Source organism: Fibrobacter sp. UWB1 (assembly GCF_002210325.1).
Classification (GTDB): Bacteria; Fibrobacterota; Fibrobacteria; order Fibrobacterales; family Fibrobacteraceae; genus Fibrobacter.
Genome location: NZ_MWQL01000012.1, coordinates 1 through 12,946 on the forward strand (window position 1 = coordinate 1; position 12,946 = coordinate 12,946).

Below are 12,946 nucleotides of genomic sequence, written 5' to 3' on the forward strand. Positions count from 1 at the left end.
GTAAAGTACATGATGCGTCCTCTAGTTGTGTCCAACTATTCGTCCGCATCCCCAATTGTGACCTTAAAACTTTCCCAGGATGAACTTTTTCCATGTTTTACCCCCTTGGATAACGAAGTTTTGTTCCGCATTTCGGGCACCGCAAAACCATTTCCTTGAGCCGTCTGATTTCAGCGTCCTTTTCTTCCAGGGTCTTGGCGAAATCCCCTATGCCGTTGTTATTGCTGGGGCTTGGACTCCCGTTAAATTTTCCGAAAATTTCTTCGAACATAAAAACTCCTTGTTGAAGTAAGTCCTCAACATGTTAGCAGGAATGCGCCTGCGAATACAGAACGCATTACGCCTTTGTTTGTTTTTGAATGTTTGGGATGATCTTGCGATGTTGTTGGCGGGGGCTTTCCCCGGCGTTACTTGCCACCCCCGAAGGGGTGAACTCGAGCAGGTCGTGTTCCTGCCAGCTATCCAACAGCATCAACAAGAAGGTTGATGGGCCCCACCGCGGATGCACGTACGGACCGAATGGTCTATGCCGACTGTCGCAGGGATTATCGAATTACGAAAATAATATACATAAACAACGTGGCATTGTCAAGCAACATAAATTTCGCCACTTCAGAAAACAAAAAAACGACCTGCAAATTGCGAGCCGCTGTACTTCTATAAACAGAAATGTAAGGAAAGGGCGTTCTCCACTGACGTGGGTCGGGCTATATTTTAGCGGCAACCGTCATTGCTTAGCCGCGGCAAAGCAGCCTTCGCCTGTAATTGCGATAAAGATGTCGTTCCCCAGCATCAGTGTGTCACCCGCCCCGATGTGATAAATTTTCCAGACCTCGATGCCATCAAAACGGTCATCGTGACAACGTTTGTAAGGCGGCGTTGTCTCGCGGCATTCAGTGTAAGTATAGTCCAGGCGTGTATCGAAACACCTTTCGAACTCAGAAATCCGATAACAGACTCGCAGCGGATCGTCCTTTTTTTGCAAGACCTTTACACGAAAGTCAACTTGCGTTTCCTCAGAAAGCGCCGTCCGGTTTAGACAATGGATCTTTGTAATGCTGTTGAATCTGGCAGAAACGAGCGTGTCGAAGCGGTTCTCCCTGTCGTGTGTCGTAGCACAAGCGCAAATAAGCAGGGCAAACGCAAAGGCGATGATAAATTTTTTATTTGCCCATCCGTTTCCCATACACGCTCCCCGGTCGCTCCCACTGATCCCATCCGTAGCCTGGCTTCAGCTGTATCCAGTCGTATGTGTCGCGATACCTTATCTGGTTCTCGTATTTCTTGTCGAACCTGTCCAGCACCTCCCTGGTATTCGATAGGGTCTGTCTGATTGGGGCTCCATCTTCGTAATATATGGTCTGGTTTTCCTTCGGCTTGAACCAATATTCTCCAACCACGTCGAACCCGCCGTTGACGGTTGCCAAAATGTCCGGGCAATTCTCACGGTACACGTCATTGGTCAGAAAATTACCGCCCATATCGGGAAAAGACCAGTCGTATGCACAGTACAACCCGATAATCTTCCCGTTCTCTTTCATGGCTTGCGCTTTGGCTAGGTGTAAGATGAGTATGTCGTCACAGGTGCCGTCCCTGTTGGGCGGAAAGTTAATCTGTCCGACATAAAGGCATACCTGCCTGTCGCCCAAGTCTATGAGTTCGCCCGGATGGTTCCAAGCTGTAGATTGCATGGAATTTGTGCGGGCGAAACGCCACACGCCGGTCGGCTTGTCGGCAAAAGCTAGGACAGAGAACGCGAGTAAAAACAGGATGTATTTCATGAATAATTCACTAATTTACATCTACTTTATTTGTTGTGAAAGTTTTATTTGCTCTAACAACTTCAACATTTGTGGTAATGTAAATATTGATTCTCCTATAAGGTTCGCCAGACCTAAAACTCTAGAATCAACAGAATCACCGAGATGTTCAATTTCATAAAGAAAATTTTCTATTTCTTTTTCATTCAAAAGCAACCGAATCAAGTCATCGATGCTTTTTACTTGATTGATATTTCTATTCTGTTTTAAAAGCAGAGCTTTCCTTTCATATTCTCTTACCGAAGAATCGTCCATAGTCAATCCTCTTTTTATAAACAACCAAATGTTGTGAAAAAAAATGTCTACAATATCTACATTTTGTATAAAAGCCATTAATTAATTTCACGAATTTTATCCATGCCTAATTGTAACTCTTCAAGAGCCTTCTTTTTTCGAAAATTCGAAACATTAGACATGTTTTGAATTGCTGTCTGCATATTATCAACATTTAAATCTGTTTCTTTTTTAGCTGAGCGAGCTAAGAATACATATACAACGCTCATCAGTTCATTGGCGGCGTTAATTTGTTCCTGTGAACCCTTAAGTCCCATTTTGTTATTATGAAACTTGCCAGCAATGTCAAAATAGAATTGCGACAAATCGTCACTATTGTTGATGTCGTCAATTCCATTAAGATAACTAGATGTCTTCGGAGTTGAAGGTTGTTCTGAAACGGATTCAGTTTGGCTATGTTCTACTTGTGATTTTTGATTTGCTTTCGCTTCGTCCACATAACCACAAAATTTGGGAATAAGCAACAAAGCGAGAAACATAACGATAAGACAACCACACCCTTTTCCAACTGCTTTGTTGACTTTTTTTCCGGTTGGTGTATTATTCCACGACTTCGCTTCTCGCTCAGCTTCTTTTGCGTCCCGTTTTGCAGTGCAGCGTGGGCAGTAATCAAAACCAAGGATTCCACCTTTTGTCCATCCGTCAGGCAATCCCGTGTGTATAGGGGATCGCCCCGTTGCCCTACATCCATCGCATCTATAGACATCATATTTCGGATGCTCATTGTAATTATCAACTTCGAGACTCATAAGAGAACTCCTTAATTTGAAGATTTATTGTCCCGTAGAAAAAACTACACACTATGTCGTACGGGTTTCGACTAAGTGTGGCATGACCTCATTTAAGATTGCTGTTTAAGTTCTTTTCGTATTTCATTAATGGCATTGAGAGCTCCCTCTATATCAGGGGATTGTGTTTCCAAAGTTCGACCTTCAAAATCGCCACTATACGAGGTTTTCTGAAAGTCAATTACAGCTTTTAAAACTTTTTCAATTTTGTTTAAAGAATCGTCAATCATTAGCAACATCCTTACTATATCCCACACTCTATTGCACACCATATCGTGCGGGTCTCGACATGATGCGTTTTGCATATGCAAAAAGTCTTAGTCAGGTTCTGTTAAAAACCAGGAGTTCCGCCCCTGCTCAGCAAGGAACTTCGCCAAATTTTGTATGGATACAAAAAAAGGCGCAGATCGTTGCGTTTACCTGTACGGGGCTCTAGACATGCCTCAATGCGATAAACGCAAACGACCCACGCCCCAAACGGGCTGTTGCCCTTGGTCATACGACCAAAGACCGGTTGAAAAGCCGGTCACGACAAACCGAGATACACCGCAAAACGGCATACCTGCGTGAGCGTTCGCCTTGTCCTCGCATTGGGAAATTGTCTAGATTTCGTACAGAGGGCAAGAGCTAAACTCTCTATTTCTTACTAAAAATAACATAAAATAGTCTAAAAAGCGCACGAAAGTGCAGAAAAATTCTTTTTTTTCGGAAAAAAGGCGTTTTTTCTCAAATGTGTATTCCATAATCGGCTCTTCCTTGTAGTTTGGACGTACCCTATCATAGTATTGTTTTTTGTGCGGGAAATGTAAAAGGCTACGTCCAAAGCGTTAAAGACATCTTTTACAATTTTCGATGGGGAAACGGAAATCTTAAAATTTGACGTTTTTCGCCATTTTCGGTCCAATTAGCCACTAGCGATGACTTTAGCCCGTGCATACCGATGAAAACGGTTTTTTGATTACGGGAATTATCCACTTTCTGAAAACAGGTGCCGACAAACTTTTGGGATAGCGTATAAGGCTTCACAACGCGTAAAAGGCATAGTGAGTCATAGCAAATAAGTATTAATTGCTTATGCAATTATTTATTTTCGGTGGAATAAACGTATATTTAAGCCAAACGCCTGGTACACAACCTTGTGGACCACAACTTTGTGTACTTTTTGGTGCACAACCTTGTGTACCGATGAAAAATAATGTGACCTTGGTTGCTTTTTCACGCCAGCGTATAGCTTTTATCCAGCAATTTTTTGATTTCGGTTAGCGGCACAGTCCCGTCAAGGAGGACGGTTACCCAGCTTTTCTTGTTCATGTGGTATGCGGGGAGGTAGCCGGGCTTTTTCAGGAGTCCCGGCAATTCCTTTGGGACTATCTTGAAGTTCGCCACTTCGATAATCTCGTCGCCCTTGAGGCCAACTTTTGATTTTTCGACAGTCCCCAATAGGCAATACCATTTCTTGTTTTCGTGCTTGCGGATGGCGGCGAATTGCGGAAACCGTTCCCACAGATATTCGGGCTTGTCTCCGTATTTTTGCTCCGCGTAGCCAATCAGGTCGTTTGCTGATTTCCTTTTAAAAATCTGCGTCTCGAAACATTCGCTGATGAATTTATCCGTAATAGCGAAAACTTCTTTGCGGATGCGGCCCACGAGGGCCCCCTGCACAGACAGCACCGAAAACAGTAGGTATTCTTCGCCGGAATCGTTGTCGAAGACCTTGACTGAAACCTTCTTGCCCCGTCCCACTCTGATTTCCAGACGGAATTGCCCGCCAAGTATTTCGCGGACGAGCGCATAGTTAGACCCTTCCTTCGTGAACCCGAACGGAATGAGCTTCTTGACAAGGAGTTTCTTGCCGTTGAATTGTTCTTCGATGCCTGTCACGAACGAAAAAATAGATAAAATTATTTACGGCTCAGTTAGAAACAGCGACTTCCCGGCGGGCGTCGCGGTACTTGTGCAGGCCTAGCATCACGCGGCGTGCAATCGGCTGCGCGATCAAGATTTCTACTGCGAGCGAAATGGCAAAATTGCGAGGCCACTTGTAAAAGAAATTCACCAGCGGCTCCATTGTAATTTCGCGGTTTCCGACCCAGGTACCTACAATCGTCAAGATGATGGACATCAGGAAAACCGTGCACATGATGTTGAGTGTAATCACCGCATGGAAACTGTCGCCCTTCTGCGTAAGCTTTGAAGTCAGGAACGCCGCAGGCTTATATGTGACAAGCACCGTCGCGATGACGCACGGCCAGAGTATCGGCATAATCGGGAATACGTGCGCCCAGCTTTCCATGCTAAAGCCCATCTCGAAACAGGTGATGAGTGGCGCGATGATGTTCATCGAGATAATCGAAAGCGTCACGAGAAAAAGGGTGAATTCGCGTTTGCCGCGCGGGAGTTTCATGTAAAAGTCCATTTTATCCTCTTTTGTTGCGGGCCCTGCGCAATAAAAAAGGCGCAAAACCCTTATGTTTGAGTTTCACGCTGAACCATTATACGCAATGAAATTTCGTGCCCATAAATAAAAATTTTTTTTGGCTTTGTCAAGAACTTGCCAACGGAAAAATTTTTTCCTAAATTCGCTTGCGAAATCAACGTGTAGCGGTCCCGCATAAGTCCAGTTGTAAGGCTTTGCGGGCTTTTTTTATGGCGATTCCATGCGGTTTCGCCAAGAGGAATTTATGAGCGGAAAACAGAAATTTACTTTCCTTATGCTGTTGCTTGGGCTGCTTTCGGCATTTGGCCCCTTCGTGACAGACCTTTACTTGCCGGCCCTCCCGAGCCTTGCCGATTACTTTGCGGCAAGCCCCTCGATGGCGCAACTGAGCCTCACCATGAGCATGCTCGGACTTTCGGTGGGGCAAATCTTTGTAGGCCCGCTGAGCGACAAGTACGGCCGCAAAAAGTTGTTGCTAGTTTGTCTGTTGCTTTTTGTTTGCGGGACAGTCGCCTGCATTGTCGCACCGAACATCGTAACCTTCAACGTGTTTCGTTTGTTGCAGGGCATGGCTGCGTCTGGCGGCATCGTGATTGCGCGTTCTATTTCGGCGGATTCCTACCGTGGTCCCGTCCTCACCAAGTTCCTTGCCATGGTGAGTGCTGTGAACGGAGTCGCCCCGATTATAGCCCCGGTGCTAGGCGGATTCTTGCTGAATTTCATGAGTTGGAAGGGAACTTTCGCGGTGTTGCTCCTGTACGGCGCTTTGCTGCTCTTTATGTCAGGGAAATTCCAGGAATCGCTCCCGGTAAAACGCCGCAGCAAAAAGTCTGTCTTGGCAAGTTTTAGCTTGTACGCAAAAGTGTTCAAGAACCGCACCTACGTATTGTATTTTCTGGTATGCACGTTCCCGATGATTATCTTGTTCGGGTATATCGCGTCTTCGCCGTTCATTTACCAGAAAATCTACGGCCTTTCGCCTGTGGGCTTCAGCCTCTGCTTTGCGTTGAATGCGTTGTTTACGGCGTTTGGCTGCGTCTTGTCGGGCAAAGTCGGCGATGAACGCAAGGCTCTCAAAATCGCTGGTGCAGGAATGTTCGTTTTCGCGATTGCCGTTGCTGCCGCCCTCATGACGCACGCTTTACTCCCGCTTCTGCAGGTCGCCTTCATGGGGCTTACGTTCATGTTCGGCATGAGTCAGCCCCCTGCAAACGCATTGGCTTTGAACGCCGAACGCGCAAATGCAGGCACCGCAGCCGCGGCCATCGGGGCATCAGGCTTCTTGATGGGCGGAATCGTCTCTCCGCTGGTCGGCATGGGCGACATTGCCACAAGTGTTTCGATCGTCCTTGTTGTGGGTGCCGTTTTGACGCTTGTTTCGGTTCTCGCCATCGGTTCACTATGCGCAAAAGGCATAGTGAGTCATAGCAAATAAGTATTTTGAATCGCTCGCACAATTATTTATATTGTGTGTATGCGAAACATTGTCCTTATAGCGTTGTTCTTTCTGGTAGCCTGCAGCGATGCTGCGAGCCATTCAACGCAACCTGAAACTCAGACGCCGAAATCGTCCGCAAGTAAAACGCCCGACGCAGTGCCCGCAAGTTCATCGGCCGGTTCAACATCTAAAGCGGGGGAGGCTACCATGAAACTCAAAATCCATGTGAACGACACCGCCTTCACGGCAACGTTCGAAGAAAATTCCTCCGCCAAGGCCTTCGCCGAATTCCTTGCGCAGGGCGACCTCACGCTCGACATGCACGACTACGGCAGTTTCGAGAAGGTGGCCGACTTGCCGCGCAGTTTTCCGCGTAACGACAAGCAAATCGACACCGACGCAGGCGACATCATCCTTTACCAGGGCAACTCCATCACCATCTACTACGACAAGAACTCCTGGAACTTCACGCGCCTGGCCCGTATCGACAGCGTGAACAAGAAACGCCTCCAGCAGATCCTCGGAAAAGGGAACGTGAAGGTGACATTCTCGGTGGAATAAACGTTTTCTTGTCACCTCAAGAAAAAAACAATAATTCCCTTGCTTTTCAAAAATAATGTTTGTATATTTACGAACAACAAACAGGAATGAAATGGCCCAAAAGAGCAAATACTGTGAAGAAACAGAGACCTTGGCGAGGTATGCCAAGGCTTTGGCGCATCCCGCACGCGTAAGTATCATGCAGTTCTTGGCCAAGCGCAATACCTGTTATTTTGGCGATATCCACGAAGAATTGCCCATTGCGAAGGCCACGGTTAGCCAGCATTTAAAGGAACTAAAAGAGGCCGGTTTGATTCAGGGTGAAATTGAAACGCCCAAGGTCAAGTACTGCATAAACAAAAAGAACTGGAAAAAGGCTCAGGCATTGTTCAGTGATTTCTTCAATAAAGATTTTTGCAATAGGAAATGCGATTGCTAAAAAAATTTGCCATATATGTTCGTTATTCTACGAACTACAAACAAAAAGAGGATAAAATGAAAAACATAAAAATACTCATGAGTCAGTGTGGCTGCAATATCGCCTTTGCTGCAACAGTTGAAAAAATCGTTAAGGAATCGGGCATAGAAGCTTCAGTTTCCCGCATTGACGATGTTGTCCAAATGCTTCCGTACAATGTCATGACTTTACCCGCGCTTGTTGTCGATGAACGGCTTGTGTCCACAGGTAAAATTAGCGAAGATAAAATAAAAGAACTTATCAAAGGTGAAATGTGAAGATACTCTTTCTTTGTACAGGCAACAGGTGCCGTAGTCAAATGGCCGAAGGATTTCTCAAGGCTCTGGATTCGTCGTTGACCGTATGTTCTGCAGGAACGTTTCCGGCAAAGAACGTGCATCCGGCTGCAATCGAAGTGATGAAGGAACGAGGGGTTGACATTTCCCTTAATAAGCCCAAAAATGTATCGCAGTACCTTGATACATCGTGGGACTACGTTGTCACCGTCTGCGACAAGGCGAAAGAAAGTTGTCCGATTTTTTTGGGGGGTGTTAAGAACAGAATTCATCTTGGCTTTGATGATCCTGACGCGTTCAGAGGGACTGAAACCGAAATTCTGCAGGAATTTCGTCGTGTAAGGGATGAAATAGACACGGCAGTAAGGGCTTTCTATGATACAATCATTCACCGATAATCTTGTTTACAACATCATTGGATTGGATGGCTCGTCTCCTTTGGGCTCGACGATAAATTTCTTCGTTTACGACAGCCTCAAAATTATCCTGATATTGCTTTTTATTAGTTTCCTGATGGGGCTGCTGAATACATTTTTCCCGATTGAGGCGATTCGCAATTTTTTGTCGTCGCATCGTTTGTACGGAATCCAATATTTCCTCGCCGCAATCTTCGGAGCGGTTACCCCTTTCTGCTCATGTTCCAGTATTCCCCTGTTCATCGGTTTTGTCAGGGGCGGCATCCCCCTTGGCGTCACGTTCAGTTTTCTTATAACATCGCCACTTGTAAACGAGGTTGCTATTGCTATGCTTGCGGGAACATTCGGATTGAAAGTGACTGTGATTTATGTAGGTTCCGGCGTGTTTCTTGGAACATTTTTAGGGATGTTCCTGGAACGGTTCAAGCTGGAAAGATTTCTAAGCGATTGGGTGAAAAATTTGCAGCGGACAAACGAATCCGTCAACAACGATGCAATGCCATGTAGCCTTAAGCAAAGGGGCGTTCAAGTACTGCAGAAAATACCCCAAGTAGCAAGGGATGCCCTTGGTGTAACGCGTTCGGTTTTGCCCTATGTGCTTGCAGGCATTGCAATCGGCGCATTAATGCACGGTTATGTTCCCTCGGGATTTTTTGAAGAATACCTGTTAAAAGACAAATGGTTTGCCGTTCCCTTGGCGGTAATTCTTGCCGTTCCCATGTACGCAAATGCAGCTGGAGTTATTCCCATTGTCGAGGTTCTTGTTCAAAAGGGTGTCGCTCTTGGAACGGCACTTGCCTTTATGATGGCCGTTGTGGGACTCTCGCTCCCCGAAGCCATGCTTTTGAAAAAGGTCATGACACTTAAGCTGATATTCGTCTTTTTCGGAACGGTTACAGCGGCAATCATCGTTCTTGGGATCGGTTACAATCTTTCTATAAGTTCCTGATTATTTAGTTTGTGTTAATGTCGGCGAACCAAGTGAATCATCGTTTTGAATTAGTTTTGGCGATTTTACTTCTATAAATCTACCAAAAATGGACTTTTCATGACTATTAAAGGTAAAAAACGTGCGCTCAGTCGAATAATTTCATTTCAAAGGAGATGTCGCCACGGTCGTAGGGGAATTTTTCCTTGTCGACAATATAAAAATTTCCGAACCGTAAAACCGTTAATCCCGGCCGTATTTTTACTATTGCGAATCGGTATTTTTTTTATCTAATTTATATTTAAGAAAGGTAGCCCAAAAAGGAACACTCCATGAAAAAACTCGCTAGAATTTACACTCTTGTCTTAACGTTCGCGCTTGCCCTGCTCTCCTTGGCAGGCTGCGCCGAACGCAACAGGACCGACCAGAATGCCGATGCGGATTTCTCGAAAAAAGGCGATGTGCTGGTGGTGTATTTCACCTGGTCTGGGCACTTGCGGAGCATGGCGCACTGGATTGCCGACGAAGTCGGAGCCGATTACGCCCGCATCTTGCGCAAGGAAGAATACCCTGTTAGCTACAACGAAACAGTCGATGTCGCCAAAAAGGAAAAGGACGGAAATATTTATCCCGAGATAAACCTCTCCCTGAGCGACAAAGAAATGGAACGTTACAAGACCGTGTTTGTCGGCTTTCCGGTCTGGTGGTACGACGTGCCGATGCCCGTGATGACTTTCCTGAAGCAGGCTAACCTGCAAGGTAAAAACGTCTACGCGTTTTTCTCTCACGAAGGGTCGTCCGACGGTGCCGGGAGCCTACCTACGCTCGAAAAGTTGATGCAGGCGAAGGGTGCTGCATTCGACAAGAATACCGCCCTTTCTGTGCGCGGAAGCAAGGTCAAGGATTCCGAAGCCGTTGTCCGCGATTGGGTGAAGGCGCTCTCGAAATAATAAACGAGGTCAAATCTTGATTTTTCGTCTAGACAAAATAGCGCTTCGTTGGATGGTGGTTTTGGCTTTTGCCTGTGCCACGGGTTCCGCTGCTGTCGAAGCAGATTCCGTAGCGGCTTTAGTGGGTGCTGATACCGCGCCAAAGCTTTCCCCGTTCGATCACCTGGGACACAACATGTTGCTGAGTGCGTTCGGCTGGCCGCTCGGGTTCCACATGCTCGGCGGAGCGCTTACGTACAAGTTCTCGATGGAAAATAACGACTTGATGGTTGCCCGTTTTGCGGCCCGTCAGGACCAGCTCACGTATGGCATTGCGTTCACTCCCGGCATGATGATGGGGACGTTCTTCCCGATTCTTATTCCGGGCTACATGTACTTTATCAGCGACAACCGCGCGCTGAACAACACCGGTGCCGTCGCCGTGCAGGCCACCGCCGTAGCGTTCCTCTACAACAACATCCTCAAGGCGATTTCGGCACGCGAGCACCCCGACGCAGAACTCAACAGCGGCGAGCGTTCCCGCGATTTCAAATGGGGATTTTTTAGGCGCGGCGTTTTTTACGGCTGGCCCTCGGGACATTCCATGACCAACGCTGCCATGGTCATGAGCATCGCAAGCTACAACCGCGATAAGCCCCTTGTCGTGGCAGGCTGCGCCCTGTATGCGGGCTATATCGCGACAAGCATGGTGCTCGGTGCAAAAGGCGAAGCCCACTGGTTCTCCGACGCCGTCGCGGGAACCCTGATGGGAGCATCCATCGGCTGGTACATCGGCAGCGTGTTCTACAAGGAAAAAGCCGGCGAAAAGCAGGCCCTGCCCAAGGTCACCATCGCCCCGCTATTTTACGACGATACCAAAGGCGCCGTGCTCAGCGTGAGAATATAAGCCTAATGTCTGGTTCACAACCTTGTGTAACGATGAAATTTACTTTTCTTTCGCCAAAACTCATCGTTTGAGCGAGTTATGGCGAAAATAAAGACAAAATCTCGCCAAAACTTAAATTTTTATTGACTTTTGGCGAAAAATGTTATAAATTTAAGATCATGAGTATAATTGGAAGAAATTCTGAAATCGAACTGCTAGAGCGATATATCGCCTCTAAAAATGCAGAATTCATCGCTTTATACGGTAGGCGCCGCGTAGGGAAAACCTTCCTCGTCAACCAGACCTTCAAAAGCCAATTCGCTTTTTCAATGACCGGAGTCCTGGAAGGTAAAAAGGACGACCAAATAGACGCGTTCCTTGACGCCATGGACATCTTCGGTTACAAGAGCAATGAACGTCCTAAAAATTGGATGGAAGCGTTTTCTCAACTGCGCAAAGCCCTTTCGGACAGAATTTCTAACGGCAACCCCTGTATCGTTTTCATTGACGAAATTCCAAGCCTCGATACACAAGGTTCTGGTTTTACAAAAGCCCTTGGGCATTTTTGGAATAGCTGGGCTTCGACCCAAGACAACTTTAAACTCATCGTATGTGGTTCCGCAACATCCTGGATGATAAAGAACCTCATCGACAGCAGAGGAGGGCTGCACAACAGGATTACACACGAGATAAAGCTTCTGCCTTTTACGCTCAAGGAAACCGAGGAATATCTACTCTCAAAAAACTTCACCTGGTCCAGGCAAATGGTCTTGCAGTCGTACATGTTCACAGGCGGTGTTGCCTACTACCTCAGCCTCTTCGACGAAAGCGAAAGCCTTGCCCAAAACATAGACCGACTTTACTTCTCCGAAAACGGGGAAATGCGGCGCGAATACAAGCGACTTTTCAAGACTCTTTTCAATGCGGCAGAACCATACATGCGTATTGTGGAAACACTCGCTCAAAAAAAACAGGGCATGACCCGCAAGGAAATCATCGCGTCAATGAAGGCTGAAAAAGGCGGAACCCTCTCCGAGCAGATTCAAAATCTCATCGAATGCGGATTTATCCGAAAATACATGGTGCGCGAAAAGAAGGTCGTCAAGGAAAACAGCGGCATTTATCAGCTGGTCGATCCGTTTACCTTATTCCACCTATACTTCAACAGCAAAGCCAAGGGTGACACCCGCTTTTGGGAGAACCACATCAATACCCCCGTCGTGAATACTTGGCTTGGGCTCGCTTTCGAAAAAGTCTGCCTGCTCCATACTCAACAAATTAAAGAAGCTCTCAGGATTGATGCGATTTCGACACAGCAGTATTCTTGGCGCAGCAAAGACAAGAAAACACCTGCCCAGATTGACCTGATTATCGACCGGGCCGACGGAATGATAAACCTTTGCGAATTGAAATACTCCGAAACGGATTACATCCTTACCGAATCGGAATTCAACAAGATGGAACGCCGTTTTGCAGCGTTCGTGAGCGAAACCGGAACCCGCAAGGGAATATTCAAAACGCTCATTACGGCATGTCCCTTGAAAAAGAACCAATATTCAGAATCAATTCCCGTTAAGCTTACTGCGGATTGCTTATATTGAAAAGCGCTTGCTTCCACTATGCGTCCTGCGCATACTGAGCATGAAAAATAAGCATTTTGCGCATACTCCGAAAATATTTATATTACATATGAAACACTTCGGAGTGACAAAATGAA

Annotated in this window: 17 protein-coding genes; 9 read left to right on the forward strand and 8 right to left on the reverse strand. The window is 46.5% G+C overall.

Features of this window, described 5'->3' with window-relative positions; translation table 11 throughout:
* Positions 1–97 precede the first annotated feature (97 nt).
* The 8 genes from B7988_RS15060 to B7988_RS09930 form a co-directional block, all read right to left on the reverse strand.
* Positions 98–271 (reverse strand): hypothetical protein, encoded by a 174-nt coding sequence (locus tag B7988_RS15060; protein ID WP_170930613.1) that lies wholly within the window; start codon positions 269–271, stop codon positions 98–100.
* A 456-nt stretch (positions 272–727) separates the two neighbouring features.
* Positions 728–1,186 carry a hypothetical protein gene (locus B7988_RS09900; RefSeq protein WP_088657769.1) on the reverse strand — a complete coding sequence of 153 codons (459 nt, stop codon included), beginning with the start codon at positions 1,184–1,186 and terminating at the stop codon, positions 728–730.
* Positions 1,164–1,781: a hypothetical protein gene (locus B7988_RS09905; RefSeq protein ID WP_088657770.1), complete on the reverse strand. Its 618-nt coding sequence runs from the start codon at positions 1,779–1,781 to the stop codon at positions 1,164–1,166. The genes B7988_RS09900 and B7988_RS09905 overlap by 23 nt, the downstream gene beginning before the upstream one ends.
* A 21-nt stretch (positions 1,782–1,802) precedes the next feature.
* Positions 1,803–2,075, reverse strand: coding sequence for a hypothetical protein (locus B7988_RS09910; RefSeq protein WP_141225627.1), 273 nt, complete (start codon positions 2,073–2,075; stop codon positions 1,803–1,805).
* A gap of 77 nt (positions 2,076–2,152) precedes the next feature.
* Entirely contained in the window at positions 2,153–2,863 is a 711-nt protein-coding gene (locus B7988_RS09915) for a hypothetical protein (protein ID WP_088657772.1), read from the reverse strand.
* Between the two features lie 92 nt (positions 2,864–2,955).
* A complete protein-coding gene (locus B7988_RS15065; protein WP_170930614.1) occupies positions 2,956–3,132 on the reverse strand; it encodes a hypothetical protein in 177 nt (58 codons plus the stop codon).
* A gap of 985 nt (positions 3,133–4,117) precedes the next feature.
* Entirely contained in the window at positions 4,118–4,783 is a 666-nt protein-coding gene (locus tag B7988_RS09925) for an MmcQ/YjbR family DNA-binding protein (RefSeq protein WP_170930616.1), read from the reverse strand.
* 31 nt (positions 4,784–4,814) lie between these two features.
* On the reverse strand, positions 4,815–5,318 hold the full coding sequence (locus tag B7988_RS09930; protein WP_088657775.1) for a hypothetical protein: 504 nt from the start codon (positions 5,316–5,318) through the stop codon (positions 4,815–4,817).
* 265 nt (positions 5,319–5,583) lie between these two features.
* On the opposite strand from B7988_RS09930, the gene B7988_RS09935 reads away from it, so the two are divergent.
* From B7988_RS09935 to B7988_RS09975, 9 genes are all read left to right on the forward strand, one after another.
* Positions 5,584–6,774, forward strand: coding sequence for a Bcr/CflA family efflux MFS transporter (locus B7988_RS09935; protein ID WP_170930618.1), 1,191 nt, complete (start codon positions 5,584–5,586; stop codon positions 6,772–6,774).
* A 210-nt stretch (positions 6,775–6,984) separates the two neighbouring features.
* On the forward strand, positions 6,985–7,338 hold the full coding sequence (locus B7988_RS09940; protein WP_088657777.1) for a cyclophilin-like fold protein: 354 nt from the start codon (positions 6,985–6,987) through the stop codon (positions 7,336–7,338).
* 91 nt (positions 7,339–7,429) lie between these two features.
* On the forward strand, positions 7,430–7,756 hold the full coding sequence (locus B7988_RS09945; RefSeq protein ID WP_088657778.1) for a winged helix-turn-helix domain-containing protein: 327 nt from the start codon (positions 7,430–7,432) through the stop codon (positions 7,754–7,756).
* 56 nt (positions 7,757–7,812) lie between these two features.
* A complete protein-coding gene (locus B7988_RS09950; RefSeq protein ID WP_088657843.1) occupies positions 7,813–8,052 on the forward strand; it encodes a thioredoxin family protein in 240 nt (79 codons plus the stop codon).
* Positions 8,049–8,468, forward strand: coding sequence for an arsenate reductase ArsC (locus B7988_RS09955; RefSeq protein WP_088657779.1), 420 nt, complete (start codon positions 8,049–8,051; stop codon positions 8,466–8,468). The genes B7988_RS09950 and B7988_RS09955 overlap by 4 nt, the downstream gene beginning before the upstream one ends.
* On the forward strand, positions 8,446–9,435 hold the full coding sequence (locus B7988_RS09960) for a permease (protein WP_088657780.1): 990 nt from the start codon (positions 8,446–8,448) through the stop codon (positions 9,433–9,435). Before B7988_RS09955 ends, B7988_RS09960 begins: the two co-directional genes overlap by 23 nt.
* Positions 9,436–9,746: 311 nt before the next feature.
* On the forward strand, positions 9,747–10,364 hold the full coding sequence (locus B7988_RS09965) for a flavodoxin (RefSeq protein ID WP_088657781.1): 618 nt from the start codon (positions 9,747–9,749) through the stop codon (positions 10,362–10,364).
* Between the two features lie 16 nt (positions 10,365–10,380).
* A complete protein-coding gene (locus B7988_RS09970; RefSeq protein WP_141225628.1) occupies positions 10,381–11,250 on the forward strand; it encodes a phosphatase PAP2 family protein in 870 nt (289 codons plus the stop codon).
* A 158-nt stretch (positions 11,251–11,408) separates the two neighbouring features.
* The gene (locus B7988_RS09975) at positions 11,409–12,830 is read left to right on the forward strand and encodes an ATP-binding protein (RefSeq protein WP_088657783.1); all 1,422 of its coding nucleotides are present in this window, start codon (positions 11,409–11,411) and stop codon (positions 12,828–12,830) included.
* Positions 12,831–12,946 lie beyond the last annotated feature (116 nt).

What these genes read in the sequence shown, in the direction of transcription:
- B7988_RS15060 (WP_170930613.1), bottom strand. Translation starts at nt 271, where the DNA reads ATGTTCGAAGAAATTTTCGGAAAATTTAACGGGAGTCCAAGCCCCAGC.
- B7988_RS09900 (WP_088657769.1), bottom strand. Translation starts at nt 1,186, where the DNA reads ATGGGAAACGGATGGGCAAATAAAAAATTTATCATCGCCTTTGCGTTT.
- B7988_RS09905 (WP_088657770.1), bottom strand. Translation starts at nt 1,781, where the DNA reads ATGAAATACATCCTGTTTTTACTCGCGTTCTCTGTCCTAGCTTTTGCC.
- B7988_RS09910 (WP_141225627.1), bottom strand. Translation starts at nt 2,075, where the DNA reads ATGGACGATTCTTCGGTAAGAGAATATGAAAGGAAAGCTCTGCTTTTA.
- B7988_RS09915 (WP_088657772.1), bottom strand. Translation starts at nt 2,863, where the DNA reads ATGAGTCTCGAAGTTGATAATTACAATGAGCATCCGAAATATGATGTC.
- B7988_RS15065 (WP_170930614.1), bottom strand. Translation starts at nt 3,132, where the DNA reads ATGATTGACGATTCTTTAAACAAAATTGAAAAAGTTTTAAAAGCTGTA.
- B7988_RS09930 (WP_088657775.1), bottom strand. Translation starts at nt 5,318, where the DNA reads ATGGACTTTTACATGAAACTCCCGCGCGGCAAACGCGAATTCACCCTT.
- B7988_RS09935 (WP_170930618.1), top strand. Translation starts at nt 5,584, where the DNA reads ATGAGCGGAAAACAGAAATTTACTTTCCTTATGCTGTTGCTTGGGCTG.
- B7988_RS09940 (WP_088657777.1), top strand. Translation starts at nt 6,985, where the DNA reads ATGAAACTCAAAATCCATGTGAACGACACCGCCTTCACGGCAACGTTC.
- B7988_RS09945 (WP_088657778.1), top strand. Translation starts at nt 7,430, where the DNA reads ATGGCCCAAAAGAGCAAATACTGTGAAGAAACAGAGACCTTGGCGAGG.
- B7988_RS09950 (WP_088657843.1), top strand. Translation starts at nt 7,813, where the DNA reads ATGAAAAACATAAAAATACTCATGAGTCAGTGTGGCTGCAATATCGCC.
- B7988_RS09960 (WP_088657780.1), top strand. Translation starts at nt 8,446, where the DNA reads ATGATACAATCATTCACCGATAATCTTGTTTACAACATCATTGGATTG.
- B7988_RS09965 (WP_088657781.1), top strand. Translation starts at nt 9,747, where the DNA reads ATGAAAAAACTCGCTAGAATTTACACTCTTGTCTTAACGTTCGCGCTT.
- B7988_RS09975 (WP_088657783.1), top strand. Translation starts at nt 11,409, where the DNA reads ATGAGTATAATTGGAAGAAATTCTGAAATCGAACTGCTAGAGCGATAT.